Source organism: Lysinibacillus sp. UBA5994 (assembly GCF_002429725.1).
GTDB classification, from domain to species: domain Bacteria; phylum Bacillota; class Bacilli; order Bacillales_A; family Planococcaceae; genus Lysinibacillus; species Lysinibacillus capsici.
This window is the reverse complement of the sequence record NZ_DJAU01000035.1, coordinates 22,918-43,583: the sequence shown is the minus strand read 5'-3', so window position 1 is coordinate 43,583 and position 20,666 is coordinate 22,918. Positions and strand designations below refer to the sequence as shown.

The window sequence follows — 20,666 nt, the reverse complement described above, 5'->3', positions numbered from 1 at the left end:
AGTGAGTTGAGTAGAATGGCCATTGAGCACGTTTTTTTACCTGTTTTACTTGGAGATGAAATGAATGCTTATGGCATGGCCCGAGCATTTTACGAAGCCTATGGTGTGAAGCCACTTGCACTAAACCATACGAACATGGAAAAAATTCAACAAAGTGATTTATGGACTTTTCGCGAGATACCGCGACTTCATATCGAAGAAAGATTTGTGACCGCCCTAAAAGCCATAGCGGAGGAGTTCCGAGACAAAAAATTACTGCTATTAGCCTGTGATGAATTTTATGTCAAAAGAATCGTAGAACACAAAGAAGAGTTAGCAGAGGATTTTCTAGTTCCCTATGTAGACGCCACACTTGCGCATCAACTTTTAACTCGTGAAAGCATGTATGAGCTATGTGCACAATTTGGTTTTCAATACCCTGCTACACATGTATGCACGGTGAATGATTATGAAGACTACAACATGCCATTTGATTATCCAGTTGTCATTAAGCCCATGAATATGACAAAATATGCTACTTGTATTTTTCCTGGTAAGAAAAAAGTATATATTGCATATGATAAGGACGAAAAGGACAGTATATTACGTGCTATCTATAAAGAATCAGCTTATCGTGATGATCTGATGATTCAACAATATATACCAGGTGAAGACGCTAACATGCGTGTTGTTAATGCATATATAGGACAAGATGGGAAGGCAAAACTTCTTGCCGTAGGAAACCCTATTTTAGAAGAACATTCTCCAGAAGGGATAGGACGTTATGTAGCGATTATGACAACCTATCATCAGGAATTAATGGATAATGTTAAGCTATTCCTTGAAGCGATACAATTCCAAGGCTTTGCCACATTTGATATGAAATATGATGATCGTGATGGTCAATATAAATTGTTGAGTATTGAATTACATAATGAACTTTCCAATTATTATGTGACGGCCAGTGGCTTTAATTTAATGCAGTATGTAGCGAACGATTATGTTCGAGGAAGTAAACAACAACTAACATATGTGAGGAACAAGCATCTTTGGACAATTGTACCGAATGGTGTGCTTTTCAAATATGTTCAAAATGAACAACTAGTAATGGAGGCGAAAAGTTTAATTCGTCAAGGTATGGCTACAGATTCTATTTTTAATTATAAGGATATGAATGCAAAACGTTGGTTGAATGTCACGCTTGATAATTTAAGCTTTTATCGTAGCTATAAGAAATATTTTAATAACAAAGGTCTGTCTAACACATGAAAAAACAAACTTTAGGTATAATTGGTGGCGTTGGTCCACTTGCAACAATGTTTATAGGAGAAATGATTGTAAGACGTACGAAAGCACAAAAAGATCAGGATCATTTACATACCATTATTGATAATGATACAAATATTCCTGACCGTACGGCCTTTATTTTAGATAATACAAAGGATAATCCAGTTCCAGTCATTATTGAGGATGCAAAAAAATTAGCTTCGGTAGGAGCAGACATAATAGCGATCCCATGTAATACGGCGCATACGTTTTATCAAGAAATTGAAGAGGGTTCTCCTATACCTGTCTTGCATATGATTCGCGAAACAGCGAAGCGTGCTGCTGATTTAGGAGCAAAGCGAGTAGGTATTTTAGCAACAACAGGCACGTTAACATCACGGATGTATCAGGAAGCACTTGAGGAGTTTGGTATTACACCAGTTGTTCCAGATAATGAAATGAGATCCTATGTGATGTCGATCATTTATGATTATGTCAAGGCTGGGAAGGATGTTACGCTAGAAGATTGGCAACCGATAGAAGAGGCGATGCTAGGACTAAATTGTGATCGAATTGTATTAGGTTGTACAGAGCTATCTGTTGTAAACAGAGATTTAAAGCTAAGTGACATTTATATTGATTCATTAATCGTTTTAGCTGAATGTGCCATTTTAGCTTGTGGTTATGAATTAGTCGATTAGTTGAATTGAAAAGAATCTGCTTGCTTTTCACGGGTAAGCTACAATTCTTGAAAGAGTTGTGGACAGGCTTACTTTCCGTGTTGAGTGAAGCAGATTTTTTATGAAAGGAAGCAATGTTCTCTTGAAACGATTAGACAATTGCTTACGTACATATAAAGTAGGAACCTACGGAGTGTGTTAAACTAGTGTCAAGCAGATAGAAGGTGGGAAATAACATGTCAGTCATAAATTTATTAAAAGAAGAACTACAAGCAAAATGGAACTTTGAAACACCCATGAAAATTCAAGATGAAATGATACCAGCTATGCTTGAAGGCAAAGATATTGTGGCGGAATCACCAACAGGATCAGGTAAAACGTTAGCATATGTCTTACCATTATTAAATAAAGTGAATGGGGCAAAAAAGCAAACACAAGGACTGATTGTAGCTCCCTCGCAAGAGCTCGCTATGCAAATCGTAGAAGTTATTCGTGAGTGGACAGCTGGAACAGACATCACTGTTCAACAGCTGATTGGTGGTGCCAATTCTGCTCGTCAAATTGAAAAGTTGAAGAAAAAGCCAACGATTGTTGTTGGCACACCTGGGCGTTTAAACGAATTAGCACGAGCAGGAAAATTAAAACTCAAAGAAGTCGAAACAGTTATTTTAGATGAATGTGATCAATTACTAAGTCGTGAATACCGTGTTGTAATCAAATCCTTTATCGAAGGTTCTGCCTATGGCCGACAAGTTGTTGTTGTGTCGGCTACGATTACAGAGGAAATTGAATTAGTGGCAAGTCGTATGATGTTTGAGCCACTGCGTTTTAAAATTAAGCCTGAGGACATGTTAAAGGTCGGTAAAGTTGTCCATTCTTTTGTGAAGGTAGAAGAACGTGATAAAACGGATTTCCTGCGCCGACTTTCCCATACAGAGGGTTTAAGAGCGTTGGCTTTTGTTAATAATATCGATCAATTATTAATGAAGGAAACAAAACTACAATACCGTTCAGCACCGATTGTCACGCTCCATTCTGATATGAAGAAAGAAGAACGTAAAAAAGCGTTAGATGCATTCCGTAAAGGAGATGCACGTATTTTAATTGCAACAGATATTGCAGCTCGTGGTTTAGATATTGCAGGTTTAACACATGTTATTCATGTTGATGTCCCACGAACAATTGAACAGTATTTGCATCGTTCTGGTCGTACTGGGCGTGCTGGAGCTGATGGTGAAGTATTAACCTTATTATCTTATCGTGATGAAAAAACCTATAAAAAATGGACAAGGGAAATTCCGGGCAAGCCTGTGCAAAAAATATGGCATGATGGCGAGCTGATTGAAGGTAATTCTAAAACAATTGGACAGAAGCGAGGGAAATAGTATGACATTTGAAGAGAAATTACAGGCATATGCAGAGCTTGCAGTAAAAGTGGGGGTGAATATCCAACCAGGCCAGTACTTATTAGTCAATACATCTGTGGATGCTTTAGATTTTGCCCGTTTAGTTGTAAAAGAGGCTTACAAGGCTGGGGCAGGCCGTGTTCATGTAAACTTTTCCGATGATGAATTGGATCGTGCTTATTTTGAGCATGCATCCGATGAGGAATTTAATCGCTTCCCTGAATGGGTTGTGAAAATGCGTGATGAACTGATTGAACGTAAAGGAGCTCTATTATGGATTGATGCAGCAGATCCTGATAAGCTAACAGGAATTCCAGCAGACAGACTAGCAACACATCAAAAAGTATCAGGGGCAGCATTGAAAAACTATCGCAATGCAGTCATGAAGGATTTAATTGCTTGGTCCATCGTAGCAGTTCCTTCAGCTAAATGGGCAGCAAAGGTTTTCCCTCAATTAACAGAGGAGCAGCAAGTACCTGCATTATGGGAAGCTATCTTTAAAACGGTTCATATTGGAGAAGGCAATGCAGTTGATAATTGGCGTCAGCATGTAGCTAATTTAGAATCTCGTGCACAGCTTTTAAATAATAAAAAGTATGCAAAGCTTCACTATACAGCACCTGGTACAGATTTAACAATCGCTTTAGCACCACAACATAAATGGCTAACTGGTGGTAGTAAAACACCAGAAGATAATGTCTTTGTGGCCAATATGCCAACAGAAGAAGTTTATACACTGCCAATGAAACAAGGTGTAAACGGTTATGTTAGTAATACGAAGCCATTAGTCTATCAGGGCAATATCATCGATGGCTTTAAATTAACATTTGAAGAGGGCAAAATTATTAAGGCAGAGGCAGAAGTAGGACATGATTTATTGCAAGAGCTTATTCAAGTGGATGAAGGATCAAGCTACTTAGGTGAAGTAGCACTTGTCCCTCACGAGTCACCAATTTCAGCGTCGGAAATTTTATATTTTAATACGCTGTTTGATGAAAATGCTTCAAACCATTTAGCTATTGGTGAGGCATATCCGACTTGCTTAGAGGGTGGTAGAGACCTAGAAAACGGTCAACTTGAAGCATTGGGTGCCAATATTTCTGTGACACACGAAGACTTCATGATTGGCAGTGGAGAAATGGACATCGATGGTATTTTACCAGATGGTACAGTTGAGCCAATTTTCCGCAAGGGTAGCTGGGCATTTTAAATTTTTAGTCAATAAGAAAAGAGGGAAGCAGATGAAACGATTATGTAGCTTGCTAGGTATGACAGTATTATTCATGACAATTTGTGTTTCATCTGCTTTTGCTCAAACAGAAACCTATGTGGCTATTGGCGATTCCTTAGCAGCAGGTCAAACACCCTACAAAGAAATTGATGTAGGGTATAGTGATTTGATTGCCATGAAATTAAGTTCGATTGGTCAATTATCATTTTATACAAAAGAACTTGCTTTTCCTGGCTTTACTACGACAGATGTATTAGAACGAATACGATCTGAGGAAGCGCAAAATTTATTAGCAAATGCGACGCTTATTACAATTTCGGCAGGGGCTAATGATTTATTACGTCTTGTCCAGGTTAACCCAAATGCAGGGACCTTAGCTTTTTCACAGCTTCAGGCAGATTACGCTTTAAATTTGGCAAGAAAAAATATGCTATCGATTTTGGATGAATTAGAAGAACGTGCGCCTAAAGCAAAAATCTATGTTATAGGGTATTATTTTGCTTATCCAACAGTTCATCCGACGCAAAAAGAAGGAACCAATGCCCAGCTAGTTAGATTAAATACGATTTTACAACAACAAGCAGAGCAAGCTGGCGCAGCTTATATAAATGTCTATGATGCCTTTGGATTGAATGCAACCAACTACTTACCAAATAGTGCTGATGTTCATCCAAATATTGAAGGCTATCGACAAATGGCTAACTCATTTTTACAAGTTTATAGTGGTAGTGATGCTTTAAACATCTCTTCAGCAGAATTGCCAAAGCCAAATCCCAAGTCATTTGAGGAAATCCTAAAGCAACAATCATCAGCGAAACCTCAGAAGCAAAATGTGACACAACATCAATCTCCTCGTATGACTTACGTAATTCAGGGATTCCCGGGATATAAGGCATTTATCAAATACATCTAAATAACAGGTATCTAAGGCATCTTACTTATAAGATGCTTTTTTCTATGAAAACCAATTTTGGCTAGAACTACTAAACCTTTAGTGTTCACTAGATTGGGAATAGTCATGCTAAAATATAGAGAAGACTAGGAGGTACTAGAATGAAAATATTTCATACAGCAGATTGGCATTTAGGAAAGCTTGTTCAAGGTGTCTATATGACAGAAGATCAACATTATATTCTTCAACAATTTATACAAGCGATTGATGAGGAAAAACCAGATGTAATTATCATCGCAGGTGATTTATATGATCGTTCGATGCCTCCTATTGAGGCAGTTAATTTACTAAATGATGTATTAGCGAAAATAGTATTAGAGAAGAAGATTCCTGTTCTAGCAGTGGCAGGAAATCATGATAGTGCAGGTCGTTTAAATTTTGGTAGCCGTTTAATGAGTGATAGTGGTTTATATATTAAGGGCCAATTTACAAAAAATCATGCACCTATTGTTTTGAATGATCAACATGGTGAAGTACATTTTCACCTAGTGCCCTATGCAGAGCCAGCTGCTATTCGCAACATCTTTGAAGATGAATCAATCCGTTCTCATCAAGAAGCCATGCAAAAAATTATTGAGCATATTACAGAAGACATGGACACAAGTAAGCGTCATGTTTTTGTTGGACATGCCTTTGTGACGAAGTATGGTGAGGAGGAAGCAAATACTAGTGATTCCGAGCGACCCCTTTCCATTGGAGGCTCAGATTGTGTGAATGCAGCTTTATTCAAACCTTTTCACTATACGGCGCTTGGGCACTTACATAAGGCACATTTTGTTTTAAACGAAACCATACGCTATGCAGGTTCTATCTTAAAGTACTCGTTATCTGAGCATTTACATGAGAAAGGATTTTTAATCATCGAATTAGATGAGCAAGGTAACACCATAGTAAGTAAAAGAAAGCTTGTGCCAAGAAGAGATCTACGAGTAGTAGAAGGTCAATTAGAGGAGTTATTAACGCTCACACCAAGTGAGGATTATGTATTTGTTAGATTGACGGATAAAATATCTGTGACTTCACCGATGGAACGTATTCGTAGTGTATTTCCGCACGCTATGCATGTGGAGCGGAAGGTACTAAGACAAGATATGCCACGTGAACTACAAGTAGTAGAAGCTGAAAAACTAGAAGATATTGATTTATTCCGTTCATTCTTCACCAATATTATTGGCATTCAGCCTGATGAAGATACGGAACGCCTATTCACAGAGATGTTACAGGAGTTATTAGATGAGGAGCGAGAGACTGTAAAATGAAGCCTTTAAAGTTAACAATTACAGCGTTTGGTCCATATAAAGACACGGAAGTAATTGATTTTCAAGAGCTAGGGGAGCATCGATTGTTTGCCATTTCTGGAAAAACTGGTGCTGGTAAAACAACCATTTTCGATGCTATTTGCTATGCTCTTTACGGATCAGGTAGTGGGGAGGACCGGCAGGATACAGCTTTACTAAGAAGCGGCTTTGCACATGATGAAGTTTATACAGCTGTAGAACTCGTCTTTGAAATGCATGGAAAGGTCTATCAAATAGTACGACAGCCAGGTCATATTAAAGAAAAAAATAAGACGGTTACTGGAAAGAAAATAGAGCTAGCAGAAGTAAAAGACGGAAAGCTAGATTATAGCATTGTAGAGAAACAGCAAACGCTTGAAGTCGATAAGAAAGTGCAGGAAATCATAGGTCTCACAAAAGATCAATTTAGCCAAATTGTCATGCTACCTCAAGGTGAATTTAGAAAACTATTAACCTCTGATTCAACAAATAAAGAAGTAATTTTACGGAAAATTTTTAAAACAGATCGTTTCGGTGTCATGGCGAAAAAGCTTGATGCCAAGCGTAAAGAAGCAGAAAGGGATCTTGAGCGTGCCAAACAATTAAAAGAACATTTACTTGGTCAAATTGTGGGCGCCTTACCACAACGTTCTTCCACTTTATTCACAGTGATTGCTGATAATACGGAAAATTTACATCAACTGACAGAGGCACTTGATGAGGAGCTTAGCTACTATAAGAAATGTGGAGAAGATGAACAGTCATACTATGAAGAAGCGTATAGCCTTCATCAAAAAGAGCAGGAATATTATCGCTTAGCAAAAACGCTAAATGAGCAATTTGATGAACAAGCTAATCGACAGCAACGGCTGCAAATGCTTTTACAACAGCAGGATTTATACCAAGCAAAGGAGAAGGAGATTGCTTTAGCAGAACAAGCAGAGCGACTTGTGCTGCTCGAACAACAATGCAAGGATTTACGTGCTGAACTGAATGTTAAAGAGATAGCATTTCAACAAGCAAAGGTTAAGCAACAGCAGTCACAAGAAAAGTTGCAAGAAGCGCAAGAAAACTATGAGATAGAGCAGGCTAAAGAATCTGAACGACAGCAAATCTTACAGCAGGAAATGCAGATGTTAGCGCTATTACCGAAATTTGAAGCCTATGAAAACAATATACAGCAGCTGCAAATAGCGGAGCAATATGCTGAAAATGCAAAACGAGCAGTAAATGATAACGTCAAACTTTTGGAAAATGAACAAGAGCAATTACATCATTTTTCTCAATCATTAGAAGGCTATGAAAAACAGGTTGAACCCTATGAAAGCTATTTAGAACAATTACCGAAACTACGGGAACAGGTTGCTTTAATCAAGCAAGCAGATAAATATAAACATGCCGTTGATTTAGCTAAGCAGGATGTAGCTGCTTCAGAAAGTCTCTATCAAGAAAGTAAAGAGGCTCTTCAACTTTTGCAGCAACGATGGCTGACAAGTCAAGCTAGTATTTTAGCAGAACAACTGAAGGAAGGAGAACCCTGTCCTGTTTGTGGTAGTATGACACATCAAAAAGCACACAATGAGCAACTGGAAGTTATTGAGCTTGCTCAAGTGGAAGCATTAAGAGCGAAGGCATCATCAGACGAGCGTAAGTATTTAGAGAAAGAGGCATTTTTAGCATCAGCGCAGCAACTTCTTCAAGATACATGGCGACAACTCGAGGCTCAGCATATTAAACAAGAAGACCAACCACAGATCACCGCTACTTTACATGAAGTGGAACAAGAGATTGCTGCATTAAAAATTATTCAACATCAATTAGCTGATGTGCGATTAAAAATAAAGCATCAGCATGACCGAATAGAGCAGCTACGAAATAAGCATATGAAGCTAGAGCAATATTTAGCAGAGCAGATAAAAGAATGGACAAAATTACAAGCGGTTGTAGACGAACAACTTAAGCAGATGCCCCCTAATTTACCAACTTTACAGCAATTAAAGCAACAACTAAATGAAGTTAGTAAACAGAAAGAAGAGCTTCAAAAAAGTTGGCGAGTGAGTCAAGAAAATTTGCATGCAGCAAAGGAAGCAGCTAGCAATGCAACACTAACTGTAGAAATTGCCAAACAGTCCTTTGAGGAATTACAGCTTAAAATGAATGAAAAGCTTCAGCAATTTTCAGCAGATATGCAAGAAATAGGTTTCGAAAGCTATGAGGCTTATGCAACTGCTAAACGGAGTGCCATACAATTGGATGCACTTCGAAAAGCATGTAGCGACTATGCTTTACAAGTACACACGTTGCAAATTCAGATTACCGAAGGGGCTACATACCTTCAAGGAAAAGAGAAGCAAGATTTAGAGGCGATGGAAGCAAGAGTAGAACAGCAGCGAATTTCCTATGAGGAAGCATTTAAACGTTTGCAACAGATGAATGGCTTTATACAAGCATGCCAAGGCTTTAGTGAAAGGGTGGAAGAAATAGCGAAAGAGCTTCATTTACTTGAACAAGAAGCAGGACGAGTAAAGGAGCTCTATGGATTATTAAATGGACAAAATTCGAAAAAGCTATCCTTTGAGCGTTATATACAAATTAACTACTTAGATCAAATTACAGAAGCTGCCAATATACGTCTGTATCATTTATCAAACGGTCAATTTGAGCTTAGACGTTCAGATAGATTAGAAAAGCATGCGAAGCAAAGTGGCCTTGGTCTTGATGTTTATGATGCTTATACAGATCAATTACGAGATGTCAAAACTTTATCAGGTGGCGAAAAGTTTAATGCTTCGTTGAGCCTTGCATTGGGGATGGCAGATGTGATTCAAAGCTACCAAGGTAATATTCATATTGAAACGATGTTTATTGATGAGGGCTTTGGCTCGCTCGATGAGGAATCACTAAATAAAGCAATCGATACATTAATTGATTTGCAGGATTCTGGTCGTATGATTGGCGTTATTTCGCATGTGCCTGAATTGAAATCTGCGATGCCAGCAGTTTTACATGTGGAAAAAACATTAAATGGCCATAGTCAAACCCATTTTGAAGTGAAATAAAACGAAGGCGTATTTCCTCTAAAAGGAATACGCCTCCGTTTTATTTTTTTCGAGTTGTGGTTGTAGGCGTTGTGCCCTTTTTTGCAGCCATTACTTTTTTTACGATAGGAATAACAATAGGTGCTAACTTAACGGCAGTTTTTACAACGTTTGATACTTTCATCCCAAAACAGCTCCTTTTACAATTACTACTACCTGTTTCACTTAAAAATAAAACATTAACGGATAACACGAACAGCCTGAATTATATTCCAAATCACAATACCTAGTGAGACGAGAGCATAGATGGCGAATGAAACAAACCAAATAATCATCACTGTATTATTACTGGAGGTTGGATCTAAACTAAATGTGGAAAAAACAAAGACAATAAAGAACAGGATGCCAAAAACAAAAGGAACTAAATGAGAGACAAGTGCACGAATCGAATGTTTTTTTACATCACTATCTTTAGTCACGAAATATACAATTAATGGAACGATAAAAGGGGCGAAGAAAATACTAAGATAACTAAAGGCAGCTAAAATTTTTTGATTCTCCATAGTTGTACCTCCTTTTTAAATATTTACGCATGAAAAACAGCAAAGTTTCAAAAAAATGATGTATGGAAGGTTGTAATCCTTCAATCCTTTGCGTACAATGAGAGTGTTCAAATAAATTCAGATGTAACGACCACAAGGGGAGCTGATGATGTCAGCTGAGACTGGGCACGTAATGCCTTGACTCTTCGAACCTGTAAGTTAACGCTTGCGTAGGGATGTGGATAGAAACCGACACTTGTACGATGTGAGGCTCTGTCCTGACATCGTTTTTTCGTCCGTAAAGGAAAAAAGGTGTCAGAAAGAGACATATCAGCGCTTTTCTATTCCTGCTCTTGTATCCTACATCGGAACAAAGGAGAGAATATGTATGGACAAAAAAAGACTATTAATGCTAGTGGAGATTGCGATTTTTGCAGCGATAGGTCTCGTACTGGATCAGGTTTCCTTTAAAGTATGGGCACAAGGCGGCTCAGTTAGTCTTGTTATGGTACCGATTATGTTAATAGCATTTCGCTGGGGCTTAGTAGCTGGTCTTACTACGGGACTACTTGTGGGTGTTATGCAAACAATGTTTGGTTCTTATATCGTGCACTGGCTACAAGGATTACTAGATTATGGTGTTGCTTTTACTGTTGTAGGATTAGCGGCGGTTGTACGTGGACCAGTGTTAGACGCTGCTAAACATATGAACAAAACAAAAATGGCACTTTATATAATCATAGGTACCGTTTTCGCAGGCTTCTTACGATACACAGCACATACAATCGCTGGTGCTGTATTTTTTGCCGAATATGCGGGTGACCAGAATGCATGGATCTATTCCATCATCTACAATGGTACATATATGCTACCAGCAACCATTTTAACGGCTGTCGTTGGTGTTCTTTTATTCACAGCCGCTCCCCAATTAATGCAAAGAAAATTTTAACGCTAGTCCCTTCACATGAGTGGAGGGACTTTTTTGTCGTGAATAACTCTTTTAGCACTTTGCAAAGTAGGAAAGCATACAATATTTAAAGCGTTTATCGTTATACGCATAAAAAGTTATGTTATATTAAAGAATAGATATTAGATGAAAGGGACGTTATACATGATTGTAAAAACGCAAGAAGAGATTGAAGCTTTTAAAAAAATAGGACGCATTTGTGCTGAAATTCGCGAAGCAATGAAAGCTGCCACAAAACCAGGTGTTACAACACTTGAGCTTGATGAAATTGCTGGTCGCATGTTTGCAGAGGCTGGCGCTATTTCAGGACCAAAGGGAGAATATGATTTTCCAGGGTATACATGTATTAGCGTCAATGAAGAAGTAGCACATGGTATTCCAGGAAAGCGTGTTATTCAAGAGGGAGATATCGTAAATATTGATGTTTCAGGCTCTTTAAATGGCTATTTTGCTGACACAGGTATTTCATTTGTTGTGGGTGATGGCTATGAGGACAAAGAAAAGCTTTGCCGTGTTGCTAAAAGTGCCTTTGATCGAGCAATGACAAAGGTAAAGGCTGGATCTAAATTAAATCAAATTGGTAAAGCTGTTGAACGCGAGGCAAATGCTAATGGGTTAACTGTTATTATGAATTTAACAGGTCATGGCTTAGGTCAATCTTTACATGATGAACCAAACCATATTTTAAATTATTACGATGCATGGGATACTACTATTATGAAAGAAGGTATGGTCCTTGCGGTTGAGCCATTTATCTCAGCAAATGCAGAACATATCGTAGAAGCAGGTGATGGCTGGACATTCGTGACGCCTGATAAATCACTTGTAGCACAAATCGAACATTCAGTCATTGTAACAAAAGATAAACCAATTATCTTAACGTCATTAGACGAAGAATAGGATGTAATGAAAAAATCCTGCTAACCAATTTATTTTTGGTAGGCAGGATTTTTTTTAATAAATAAAATGCCAACAAAGAGAACACCGCATAAAAATAAAGCAGCTGTAGTGACAAGTAGCTCATCAAAACCATTATGTATGGCGATTCCAATATAAGCCCAAATAAAAACACTTGGATACATAACATCAAAGTGATGGAAACGGATATGTAGCGCAATGGCTCCTCCTAAAGTAAGTAAAATCACTGCCCAAAGAGGCGTACTAAGACCAAAGCCGTTCCAACCATAAGCCGTTAACGTAAAGCTTGTATTTGTGATAAAAATAAATGTCATCCATGCTAAATAAATAGAGAAAGGAATACGACCAAACAAGGATTTGTCCTGAAGAGGGTACGTATTATACAACATAAACAAATACAAGACTAAGAGTAATGTAATGCCAAGAGAAACAATAAATAACTCATGGTGCCAGACATATATCGTCAATGCTTGTAATATATTTATGCAACTAAAAAGCGCAGACTGTTTCAAAGTTGTCTTTTTCATGTTCATAACTAACCAATAACCGAGTAAAAAATAAATGATAATCCAAATTACATGACTTACACTAACTGGTGCAAATACAACAGAAAAACGATTAGCGATTTCTAGCGAAGATTGACCGTTGATGTTCACGAAAAAGGATGAAAAGGTTAGGATGATTGAGACAAGATAAGAGATTGTCATCAAGATAAACCGAGGCATGTTTTCCTCTCCCTTCGTGTTAGATTGTATAGGGAAAAGACAAATAAGTATAGTACTGTCACTTTTTTTATTATAACGGAAATTTCCAACAATGTATCGTGTTGTTTTACTATTAATACCTACAATTTACCATGTCTGATAGGCATCCATATATTTCTTTAGTACAATAAGAATAGCCAAATAAAAGGAGTGAAGTTTCATGACACAAAATTTGAAAAATCTAGATCTAACTGTTGAACTAGACAAAAAGATGTATAAAAAGAAATTAAAAGTACTCCAATATGAAATGTTGAACGCACAACAATTTTTATTAAAAAACAAGATTGGCTTGATCTTGGTATTTGAAGGAATGGATGCAGCTGGTAAAGGTGGCGCTATTAAACGATTAATCGAACGTGTCGATCCCCGCGGTTATGTTGTACATCCTATTTCTGCTCCTCAAGCTCATGAATTACGCTACAATTATTTACAACGATTTTGGAGAAAATTGCCTCAACATGGGCAAATCGCTATTTTTGATCGCTCGTGGTATGGCCGCGTACTAGTAGAACGCATCGAAGGATTCGCAACAAAGGATGAATGGTCTCGTGCTTATGAAGAAATTAATAATTTCGAGAAGATTTTAACTGCAGGAGATTACATAATTATTAAGTTCTGGCTTCATGTTTCAGATGAGGAGCAATTAAAACGCTTTAAAGAACGTGAACAAAACCCTTATAAATCTTGGAAGTTAACAGCCGAGGATTGGCGCAATCGAGATAAAACACCTCAGTATATTGAAGCAGCAAATGCGATGTTTGAAAAGACAGATAAAAAAGATGCACCATGGGTCTTAGTCGCTGGAGATGACAAAAAGTATGCACGTGTTCAGGTGCTACAGGAAACTATTGCACACATTGAACGAGAGGCTCAAAGGCGTGGTCTTCATTTAACAAATGTGTTAGACAATACTCAACTAGAGGATGCTGATTCCTCCAGCTTAGAAATAGTAAACGAGAAAAAGAAAGAACAAAAAACTAAATAATTGAATTGTGCTGCTATGACAATAAGACATAAGCTGTTTTGGTTGTAGCAGCCTGTTTTTTTACATACAATGAAATATAAATAGGGTTTGCAATTATGGCTTGTAGCCAATGAAACAAAGAGAAATGTATTGATTTTTATTGGAAGGCTAGTGTGGAGAAATGGTGCTTAAAATTTGGAATCTATTAAGAAAAAAGGGTGGGAATGTGGTAACAATAAAGGGGGAAAAATGCTACATCCGCACATTCCAAGAAAAAGATGCACGAAGTTTAACGGGTCTCGTAAGCCGTAATAAATACTTTTGGTCTATATACGAGCCACTGCAAAGACCTGAATACTATACAGTCGATGCTCAATACAAAAAAATTCAAGAAAGTCTCTATTTAATGGAGTCTAAGCGTGAATTTACTTTTGGTATTTTTGAGCATAGTACAAATAATCTAATAGGGCATATTGCACTTTATGCTGTCAAACGCTTACCGTACTCGAGTGCATTTGTTGGCTATGCGATGGATGAGATTTATGTTGGAAAGGGCATTGTCACAGAAGCTGTGAATATGGTGGTCCGATTTGCATTTGAACAAATTGGTCTACATCGTGTAGAGGCCTACGTATCGACACAAAATAATGCCTCCATGCGTGTATTAGAGAAGGCTGGATTTCAGCAGGAGGGTCTGCTAAGAAAGCTACTGTATATCAATGGTCATTGGGTAGATCACTATATGTATGCACGTTTAGAGGATGAATAGAAAAATAAGTGCCTATCTTCCACATAGAGAGGATAGGCACTTGCTCTTTTATTAATGTATGAAGAAATAATTTTATTGTTTATTTCCATCTTCAATTAAATCTAGATGACCTGTATTTGGATCAATTATTAAACCATGAACAGGTACGTCTTTTACCATTAATGGATGATTACGAATTGTATCGACACTTTTCTTAACACTTGTTGCTACATCACCGAAACCTCGTAAAAATTCTTTCAAATCAAAACCAGAATATTCCAACATTTTGATTGTTTCTGGATCGATGCCTCGTTGTACCATTTCGCTAAGCATGGCGTCAGGATCAACCGCACTCATACCACAGTCATAATGTCCAACAACATACACTTCATCAGCTTGTAGGCCGTAGACAGCAACTAATAAACTACGCATAACTGCACCGAAAGGATGGCTCACTAACGCACCAGCACTTTTCACTATTTTTACATCGCCATTACGCAAATTCATCGCTTTTGGTAAAAGCTCTACAAGACGAGTATCCATACAAGATAAAACAACAATACGTTTATCAGGATATTTCGTAGTGATGAATGGCTCATATTTTTTTTCTTGTACAAACTCTTTGTTAAATTCTAGAATATCTTGTAACATTGTCATGAATATTGCTCCCTTCCTTACAAAAAATATTGTAGAGCAAAATTTTCAATATGCAAACAATAAAGACTTTATTCAGATAATTTTTACAATAAAGGAGCAGTTTCATACGCTTTAGTAGATGAAATAACTTGTAAGCTATAAAAAAACAGCTACCTATAAATAGTAGCTGTTTTTTACACATTAAAATTTTTCGTTTGGCTTTGGATCTACAGTTACTGAAGACTTGCTATCTAAACCAACTTGTAGGTAGTGGATGAAGAATCCCGTTGAAATTAATAAAACTGCTGAAAAGCCAAGAACAGTTGTAATGAACATTATTAGAGCTCCTCTCTACTTAAATGATCTACTAAAATTCCCTAAAACAATTATACAATAGGTTACTAGGAAAATCTAAGGATAATTTATGACAACCTTAACATACTTAGCCTAGAATACTATTAGTAGGAATGGATTATTTAGAATGCCCAATTTCCATCACGGAATATTGGGTCTATTTGATCATCATGTGTTATTCCATCTATATTCATTTTGGTAGAGCCAATCATAAAGTCTACATGTGTCAAGCTTTGATTAAGACCATGCGCGCTTAGTTCCTCAGAAGTCATTTCTTTGCCGCCCTCAATGCAAAAAGCATATGCACTACCAATGGCAAAATGATTGGATGCATTTTCATCAAACAATGTATTGTAAAATAATAGGTCGGATTGTGAAATAGGTGATTGATGTGGTACTAATGCTATTTCACCAAGGTAATGAGCACCTTCATCTGTTTCAATAAGAGAAGCTAAAATTTCTTGGCCTTGCTCTGCCTTGACGTCAATGATTCGACCATCTTTAAATGTTAGTGTGAAATTATCTATAATATTGCCGCCATAGCTTAAAGGCTTAGTGCTTGATACATAACCATTAACACCTGTTTTTAACGGTGCTGTAAAAATCTCTTCAGTAGGCATATTGGCCATAAATGTTTGGCCTTGTGTACTTATACTACTACCCCCTGTCCACACATGGTGTGGAGGCAGCTCAATTGTTAGATCTGTGCCTGGTGCAGTATAGTGCAGTGACTTAAATTGCTTTGCATTTAAATAATCAGCTTTGCTATGTAATTCCTGATCATGTGTATGCCAAGCTTCAACAGGATTTTCAACGTCTATACGTGTGGCTGCAAAGATAGCTTCCCATAATGCATCCATTTGCTGTTCTTCTGGAAGGTGAGGAAAGACCTTTGCTGCCCAAGCTTTAGATGGAGCAGCAATAACAGACCAGCTAAACTTATCTGCTTGTAACCATTGATAATAGTTGGCAAGTGCTTGGCCAGATGCTTTTTGGAATGCCATGATTCTATCACGCTCAATACCTTTTAATAAATCGGGATTTTGTGAGCTAATGCTTAAGAAAGCAGCACCATGTTCAGCTAACCATTCACGTTCCTTCACTTTCCAAGGTGGGAAGAAATCAAATGAGTCTTTTGGTGCCCCTTCATAGCGAGCACGTACAAGTTCATCATCGGATATATCGACAAAAACTTGTTTAGCACCATTTTTATAGGCAATTTTAGTAATTATTTGTGCGAGTTTTAGGTTATCAGTCGAACAGCTTATATAAAGATACTGATCTTTTTGGATATTTACTCCTACTTTCACCGCTAACTCGGCATATTTTAGTAATTTTGTGTCAAACGATAATAACAAAATCATATCCCCTTTCAATTTAAGACAGTTAAGTGTAATATTCTTAATTCAATATAATCAAAAATGGTCGAAATGTGAATAAAAAGCATTAATTACATCGAAAAATATATGAAATACATTTATACTAGGAATATATATATTTAAAATATGGAAAAAAAGACGAAATAACATTAGATAGTAGATTTGGAGGTTCTAGAATGGATAAGTCGTCGATTATAGGGTTAATACTTGCTTTAGTAGCACTATTAACAGGGATGGTAATGAAGGGTGTAAGTTTATCTGCATTTTATAACCCTGCAGCTATCCTAATTATCATTTTTGGTACTATTTCCGCAGTAACAATTGCCTTTCCTATGCAGGAGTTAAAGCGTGTGCCGAAGCTATTTAAGATTCTTTTTAAAGAAACAAAATTAGCAAATGATATAGAGATTATTAAAATGTTTTCACAATGGGCTGACTTAGCTCGTCGCGAAGGGCTATTAGCACTTGAAAGTAAGGCCTCAGAGATTGAAGATCCATTTTTAAAAAATGGCCTTACATTAGCAATTGATGGTCAAAATGCTGACTACATACGTGATGTCTTAACAGAAGAAGTAGAAGCGATGGAAGAGCGACATACTAGTGGAGCAGCTATTTTTACACAAGCAGGTACATATGCACCTACTTTAGGGGTTCTTGGTGCAGTAGTAGGGTTAATCGCCGCATTGGCTGATATGAATGATATCGAAAAGCTAGGACATGCTATCTCAGCTGCCTTCATGGCTACATTACTCGGTATCTTTACAGGGTATGTTTTATGGCATCCATTTGCGAACAAGCTAAAACGTAAATCTGCTTTAGAGGTAAAACAAAAGAGAATGATGATTGAGGGTATCCTTTCAGTATTAGAAGGGGAGGCTCCACGTGTAATTGAACAAAAACTATCATCATACTTAACGATGGAAGAACGTCGTCAAATTTCTGGTGAAAGCGGGGCGGGTGGCCTTGGCAAAGAAAGCTAAGAAGAAAAAGCATGATGAACATATTGATGAATCTTGGTTAGTGCCATACGCAGATATTTTAACTTTGCTGCTAGCCGTGTTCATTATTTTGTTTGCCTCAAGTTCAGTCGATCAAGAAAAGCTAGAAAGAATGTCGGCAGTTTTTAGTCAAGTCTTTGATGGTGGAACTAGTTTTCTAGAGCAACCTGCACCAGTCCCTACTCCGAATGCGGATAGCGACCAAACGCCACAGCAAAACTCTGCCTATTTAAAGGATCAACAGGAGTTAGCTGAAATAAAAGATAGTGTGGATAATTTTATTGCAGTCAATGAAATGGAAGATCAGTTTGCCACAGAAATGACGGATGAAGGATTACTAGTGACAATCCGCGATAGTATTTTATTTGACCCAGGGCAGGCAAAAGTTAAACCTGAGTATGTCCCTATTGCCAAAGAGCTATCAACTATGTTGGTATCTGATCCAGCTCGAAATATTGTCATCACAGGTCATACAGATAATGTACCAGCAGGTCCGAATTTCTCATCAAACTTTGAACTATCTGTTTTGCGTGCAACGAATTTTTTAAATCTTCTTATTGAAAGTAATGACCAGTTAGATCCTACGCGCTTTAGTGCAAAAGGAAACGGTGAGTATCGTGCAATTGCACCAAATGACACAGCCGAAGGACGCGCAAAGAATCGTCGTGTAGAAGTTTTAATTCAACCATTAGTTACAGAGGATGGTTCAGAAACAAAGAGTACACCGTAATAAAAGAGCTATTAGCAGCAGACAAAGGTCTTGAGCTAATAGCTTTTGTTTTACCTATTTACGTAAAGATCCTAATTCAGCAACAATCGCTTGCATTTCGCTTGGACTAAAAGTTTCTCTCTTCATAACCATTTCATATAGATAAACTAAATCTTCATAATTTGCTTCATCGAAGTTTTCTGATTTCATTGCATCGACATTCACCATACGAAGCTTGTCCTTCATTTGATCAACCATATACATAACGTTTTCTTTAGATGGAACTGATAAATCCATTTTTTACCCTACCTTTCGTCATCCTCGCACATATCATTTCATTGAATAAAAAAAATGTCAACTCCGTATTTGGGCATTGCTTTAAAAATAGACTGTTATTGGGTAGAATAAGTGCAGAAGACTGTTTATTTATGAAATAATAGGGAATATGCAACTATACAAGCAGGGGGTTTTAATATGGGTCAAAGTAAATTATTAGCATCTATTGTAGCAGGAGCAGCAGTAGGAGCAGCATTAAGTATGTTAGATCGGGCTACACGAGAAAAAACAATTGCCTCAACAAAAAAGATGAAGGAAGCCATCTCATACTATGCAGCAAATCGAGAAGAATTGCAGGTTTTGGTAGAGGAAAAAGTACTCGCGGCAAAGGTGCTTTGTGAAAGTGTGTCAGATAATGTCAACACAATTGCTGAAAAGGTGGATGAATTTAAGGATTTACCTTCCACGATACAGGGAATGATTGAAGATACGAAATCAGCCTTTACTTTACCTCATAAGGAGTAAAGGTCGTTTTAGGAGGAATTGTATGGAAAAGAATAAAGCAACATTGCATAACGCTTTTGGGTTTGTAAAATCGTTTGTTTCTCCAGAGGAGGGAGCGATTGATATTATGACATCCAAAGGCTTTATCCAAGATTTAATAGGTCGGCTCAAGCGAGTTGAAATATCTGCGCTTGCTGCACAATTGGCTTATTTCTTTTTACTATCGTTCTTCCCCTTACTTATTTTCTTGGTGACACTATTACCATATCTTAACTTAGAAACCACTCAGGTCTATTCATTTTTAGTGAATATCTTACCTGATGAAGTGTATAAGCTGATTGAAAATACACTGAATGAGATTTTAACAAATCGCAACAGTAGTTTACTGTCCATTGGGGTTTTAGGTACTATTTGGTCTGCATCTAAAGGCATTAATGCATTACTTCGTGCTTTAAATAAAGCCTACGATACAGAAGGGAGAGCAGGCATATTAGATAGGGGTTTATCACTTGTTTTTACAATCGCTCTCGTTATTGTTATTGCCGTTGCGCTCTTATTACCGGTCTTTGGTCAGCAAATTGGACATTTCCTATTCTCAATCGTCGGAATAGAGGAGCAATTTGAATCAGTTTGGCATAGATTAAGATGGTCAATCCCGCCATTATTGATTTTCATCGTATTAATGGGCATCTACTGGTTTGTGCCAAATACAAGTCCTCGTTTGAAAATAATGGGCGTATGGCCAGGAGCGTTATTTGCCACGCTTGCTTGGTTAGCAGTCACATACGGTTTCTCTTTTTATATTAATAATTTTGCAAATTATTCTGCTACATACGGTAGTATTGGTGGCGTCATTATTTTAATGCTCTGGTTATATTTTACGGGAATCATTTTAATCTTTGGTGGCGTATTAAATGCTACAATGCAGAAAAGAGCACTTCAAAAGGAAATTCGTCGATAAGGAAATGATCATTCATTAACAAGAGCCTCGCTAAACTCCTAAAGAGTAGCGAGGCTATTTTACTTGATTTTACCTGATTAAATGCATCAATTATTCAATGAAAGCCTCAGCGCATGT

The 20,666-nt window shown here is 37.4% G+C and carries 22 protein-coding genes and 1 riboswitch; of the genes, 15 read left to right on the top strand and 7 right to left on the bottom strand.

Annotated elements, in window-relative coordinates; translation table 11 throughout:
• The first annotated feature begins 15 nt into the window (after positions 1–15).
• From B3D98_RS12065 to B3D98_RS12035, 7 genes are all read left to right on the top strand, one after another.
• Positions 16–1,248, top strand: a complete 1,233-nt coding sequence (locus B3D98_RS12065; RefSeq protein ID WP_054549004.1) for a hypothetical protein — start codon at positions 16–18, stop codon at positions 1,246–1,248.
• Entirely contained in the window at positions 1,245–1,946 is a 702-nt protein-coding gene (locus B3D98_RS12060) for an aspartate/glutamate racemase family protein (RefSeq protein ID WP_288583201.1), read from the top strand. The genes B3D98_RS12065 and B3D98_RS12060 overlap by 4 nt, the downstream gene beginning before the upstream one ends.
• 215 nt (positions 1,947–2,161) lie before the next feature.
• On the top strand, positions 2,162–3,310 hold the full coding sequence (locus B3D98_RS12055) for a DEAD/DEAH box helicase (RefSeq protein WP_004225614.1): 1,149 nt from the start codon (positions 2,162–2,164) through the stop codon (positions 3,308–3,310).
• A 1-nt stretch (position 3,311) separates the two neighbouring features.
• Complete coding sequence (locus B3D98_RS12050; protein ID WP_004225611.1) at positions 3,312–4,541, top strand: aminopeptidase; 1,230 nt, start codon at positions 3,312–3,314, stop codon at positions 4,539–4,541.
• Positions 4,542–4,572: 31 nt separating this feature from the next.
• The gene (locus B3D98_RS12045) at positions 4,573–5,475 is read left to right on the top strand and encodes a GDSL-type esterase/lipase family protein (protein WP_288583195.1); all 903 of its coding nucleotides are present in this window, start codon (positions 4,573–4,575) and stop codon (positions 5,473–5,475) included.
• 140 nt (positions 5,476–5,615) lie between these two features.
• Positions 5,616–6,773 (top strand): exonuclease SbcCD subunit D, encoded by a 1,158-nt coding sequence (locus B3D98_RS12040; RefSeq protein ID WP_054549007.1) that lies wholly within the window; start codon positions 5,616–5,618, stop codon positions 6,771–6,773.
• The gene (locus B3D98_RS12035) at positions 6,770–9,850 is read left to right on the top strand and encodes an AAA family ATPase (RefSeq protein WP_288583191.1); all 3,081 of its coding nucleotides are present in this window, start codon (positions 6,770–6,772) and stop codon (positions 9,848–9,850) included. The genes B3D98_RS12040 and B3D98_RS12035 overlap by 4 nt, the downstream gene beginning before the upstream one ends.
• A gap of 40 nt (positions 9,851–9,890) precedes the next feature.
• Here B3D98_RS12035 and B3D98_RS12030 read toward each other — a convergent pair whose 3' ends face one another.
• A complete protein-coding gene (locus B3D98_RS12030) occupies positions 9,891–10,013 on the bottom strand; it encodes a hypothetical protein (protein WP_004225603.1) in 123 nt (40 codons plus the stop codon).
• Between the two features lie 55 nt (positions 10,014–10,068).
• Positions 10,069–10,392, bottom strand: a complete 324-nt coding sequence (locus tag B3D98_RS12025; protein WP_054549009.1) for a DUF4870 domain-containing protein — start codon at positions 10,390–10,392, stop codon at positions 10,069–10,071.
• Positions 10,393–10,517: 125 nt separating this feature from the next.
• A riboswitch (TPP riboswitch) is annotated at positions 10,518–10,625 on the top strand.
• A 134-nt stretch (positions 10,626–10,759) separates the two neighbouring features.
• Here B3D98_RS12025 and thiT point away from each other — a divergent pair.
• Positions 10,760–11,320 (top strand): energy-coupled thiamine transporter ThiT, encoded by a 561-nt coding sequence (thiT, locus tag B3D98_RS12020; RefSeq protein ID WP_259951024.1) that lies wholly within the window; start codon positions 10,760–10,762, stop codon positions 11,318–11,320.
• A gap of 162 nt (positions 11,321–11,482) precedes the next feature.
• A complete protein-coding gene (map, locus tag B3D98_RS12015; RefSeq protein ID WP_048394807.1) occupies positions 11,483–12,238 on the top strand; it encodes a type I methionyl aminopeptidase in 756 nt (251 codons plus the stop codon).
• A gap of 29 nt (positions 12,239–12,267) precedes the next feature.
• Here the strand turns inward: map and B3D98_RS12010 are convergent, their stop codons facing one another.
• Positions 12,268–12,981, bottom strand: coding sequence for a hypothetical protein (locus tag B3D98_RS12010; RefSeq protein WP_048394805.1), 714 nt, complete (start codon positions 12,979–12,981; stop codon positions 12,268–12,270).
• Between the two features lie 199 nt (positions 12,982–13,180).
• Here B3D98_RS12010 and B3D98_RS12005 point away from each other — a divergent pair, with 199 nt between their 5' ends.
• Together B3D98_RS12005 and B3D98_RS12000 are read left to right on the top strand one after the other, a co-directional pair.
• Complete coding sequence (locus B3D98_RS12005; RefSeq protein WP_048394803.1) at positions 13,181–14,005, top strand: polyphosphate kinase 2 family protein; 825 nt, start codon at positions 13,181–13,183, stop codon at positions 14,003–14,005.
• Positions 14,006–14,165: 160 nt separating this feature from the next.
• Complete coding sequence (locus tag B3D98_RS12000) at positions 14,166–14,753, top strand: GNAT family N-acetyltransferase (protein WP_054549012.1); 588 nt, start codon at positions 14,166–14,168, stop codon at positions 14,751–14,753.
• Positions 14,754–14,825: 72 nt separating this feature from the next.
• Here the strand turns inward: B3D98_RS12000 and B3D98_RS11995 are convergent, their stop codons facing one another.
• The 3 genes from B3D98_RS11995 to B3D98_RS11985 all read right to left on the bottom strand — a co-directional run bounded on the left by B3D98_RS11995 (position 14,826) and on the right by B3D98_RS11985 (position 17,086).
• The gene (locus tag B3D98_RS11995) at positions 14,826–15,389 is read right to left on the bottom strand and encodes a beta-class carbonic anhydrase (RefSeq protein ID WP_004225593.1); all 564 of its coding nucleotides are present in this window, start codon (positions 15,387–15,389) and stop codon (positions 14,826–14,828) included.
• 180 nt (positions 15,390–15,569) lie between these two features.
• Positions 15,570–15,704, bottom strand: coding sequence for a hypothetical protein (locus B3D98_RS11990; RefSeq protein ID WP_004225590.1), 135 nt, complete (start codon positions 15,702–15,704; stop codon positions 15,570–15,572).
• 140 nt (positions 15,705–15,844) lie between these two features.
• Positions 15,845–17,086 (bottom strand): aminopeptidase, encoded by a 1,242-nt coding sequence (locus B3D98_RS11985; protein ID WP_054549013.1) that lies wholly within the window; start codon positions 17,084–17,086, stop codon positions 15,845–15,847.
• Between the two features lie 191 nt (positions 17,087–17,277).
• On the opposite strand from B3D98_RS11985, the gene motA reads away from it, so the two are divergent.
• On the top strand, positions 17,278–18,081 hold the full coding sequence (motA, locus tag B3D98_RS11980; RefSeq protein WP_004225583.1) for a flagellar motor stator protein MotA: 804 nt from the start codon (positions 17,278–17,280) through the stop codon (positions 18,079–18,081).
• The gene (motB, locus tag B3D98_RS11975) at positions 18,065–18,829 is read left to right on the top strand and encodes a flagellar motor protein MotB (RefSeq protein WP_115674537.1); all 765 of its coding nucleotides are present in this window, start codon (positions 18,065–18,067) and stop codon (positions 18,827–18,829) included. Before motA ends, motB begins: the two co-directional genes overlap by 17 nt.
• Before the next feature lie 54 nt (positions 18,830–18,883).
• Here motB and B3D98_RS11970 read toward each other — a convergent pair whose 3' ends face one another.
• A complete protein-coding gene (locus B3D98_RS11970; RefSeq protein WP_004225580.1) occupies positions 18,884–19,105 on the bottom strand; it encodes a DUF1128 domain-containing protein in 222 nt (73 codons plus the stop codon).
• 177 nt (positions 19,106–19,282) lie between these two features.
• Here B3D98_RS11970 and B3D98_RS11965 point away from each other — a divergent pair, with 177 nt between their 5' ends.
• Together B3D98_RS11965 and B3D98_RS11960 are read left to right on the top strand one after the other, a co-directional pair.
• Entirely contained in the window at positions 19,283–19,609 is a 327-nt protein-coding gene (locus tag B3D98_RS11965; protein WP_115674536.1) for a YtxH domain-containing protein, read from the top strand.
• A 22-nt stretch (positions 19,610–19,631) separates the two neighbouring features.
• On the top strand, positions 19,632–20,549 hold the full coding sequence (locus tag B3D98_RS11960) for a YihY/virulence factor BrkB family protein (protein WP_004225576.1): 918 nt from the start codon (positions 19,632–19,634) through the stop codon (positions 20,547–20,549).
• Positions 20,550–20,666 lie beyond the last annotated feature (117 nt).

Excerpts from the sequence above, each read along its gene's own strand:
- B3D98_RS12065 (WP_054549004.1), top strand. The coding sequence starts at position 16 with ATGGCCATTGAGCACGTTTTTTTACCTGTTTTACTTGGAGATGAAATG.
- B3D98_RS12060 (WP_288583201.1), top strand. The coding sequence starts at position 1,245 with ATGAAAAAACAAACTTTAGGTATAATTGGTGGCGTTGGTCCACTTGCA.
- B3D98_RS12055 (WP_004225614.1), top strand. The coding sequence starts at position 2,162 with ATGTCAGTCATAAATTTATTAAAAGAAGAACTACAAGCAAAATGGAAC.
- B3D98_RS12050 (WP_004225611.1), top strand. The coding sequence starts at position 3,312 with ATGACATTTGAAGAGAAATTACAGGCATATGCAGAGCTTGCAGTAAAA.
- B3D98_RS12045 (WP_288583195.1), top strand. The coding sequence starts at position 4,573 with ATGAAACGATTATGTAGCTTGCTAGGTATGACAGTATTATTCATGACA.
- B3D98_RS12040 (WP_054549007.1), top strand. The coding sequence starts at position 5,616 with ATGAAAATATTTCATACAGCAGATTGGCATTTAGGAAAGCTTGTTCAA.
- B3D98_RS12035 (WP_288583191.1), top strand. The coding sequence starts at position 6,770 with ATGAAGCCTTTAAAGTTAACAATTACAGCGTTTGGTCCATATAAAGAC.
- B3D98_RS12030 (WP_004225603.1), bottom strand. The coding sequence starts at position 10,013 with ATGAAAGTATCAAACGTTGTAAAAACTGCCGTTAAGTTAGCACCTATT.
- B3D98_RS12025 (WP_054549009.1), bottom strand. The coding sequence starts at position 10,392 with ATGGAGAATCAAAAAATTTTAGCTGCCTTTAGTTATCTTAGTATTTTC.
- thiT (WP_259951024.1), top strand. The coding sequence starts at position 10,760 with ATGGACAAAAAAAGACTATTAATGCTAGTGGAGATTGCGATTTTTGCA.
- map (WP_048394807.1), top strand. The coding sequence starts at position 11,483 with ATGATTGTAAAAACGCAAGAAGAGATTGAAGCTTTTAAAAAAATAGGA.
- B3D98_RS12010 (WP_048394805.1), bottom strand. The coding sequence starts at position 12,981 with ATGCCTCGGTTTATCTTGATGACAATCTCTTATCTTGTCTCAATCATC.
- B3D98_RS12005 (WP_048394803.1), top strand. The coding sequence starts at position 13,181 with ATGACACAAAATTTGAAAAATCTAGATCTAACTGTTGAACTAGACAAA.
- B3D98_RS12000 (WP_054549012.1), top strand. The coding sequence starts at position 14,166 with ATGGTGCTTAAAATTTGGAATCTATTAAGAAAAAAGGGTGGGAATGTG.
- B3D98_RS11995 (WP_004225593.1), bottom strand. The coding sequence starts at position 15,389 with ATGACAATGTTACAAGATATTCTAGAATTTAACAAAGAGTTTGTACAA.
- B3D98_RS11990 (WP_004225590.1), bottom strand. The coding sequence starts at position 15,704 with ATGTTCATTACAACTGTTCTTGGCTTTTCAGCAGTTTTATTAATTTCA.
- B3D98_RS11985 (WP_054549013.1), bottom strand. The coding sequence starts at position 17,086 with ATGATTTTGTTATTATCGTTTGACACAAAATTACTAAAATATGCCGAG.
- motA (WP_004225583.1), top strand. The coding sequence starts at position 17,278 with ATGGATAAGTCGTCGATTATAGGGTTAATACTTGCTTTAGTAGCACTA.
- B3D98_RS11970 (WP_004225580.1), bottom strand. The coding sequence starts at position 19,105 with ATGGATTTATCAGTTCCATCTAAAGAAAACGTTATGTATATGGTTGAT.
- B3D98_RS11965 (WP_115674536.1), top strand. The coding sequence starts at position 19,283 with ATGGGTCAAAGTAAATTATTAGCATCTATTGTAGCAGGAGCAGCAGTA.
- B3D98_RS11960 (WP_004225576.1), top strand. The coding sequence starts at position 19,632 with ATGGAAAAGAATAAAGCAACATTGCATAACGCTTTTGGGTTTGTAAAA.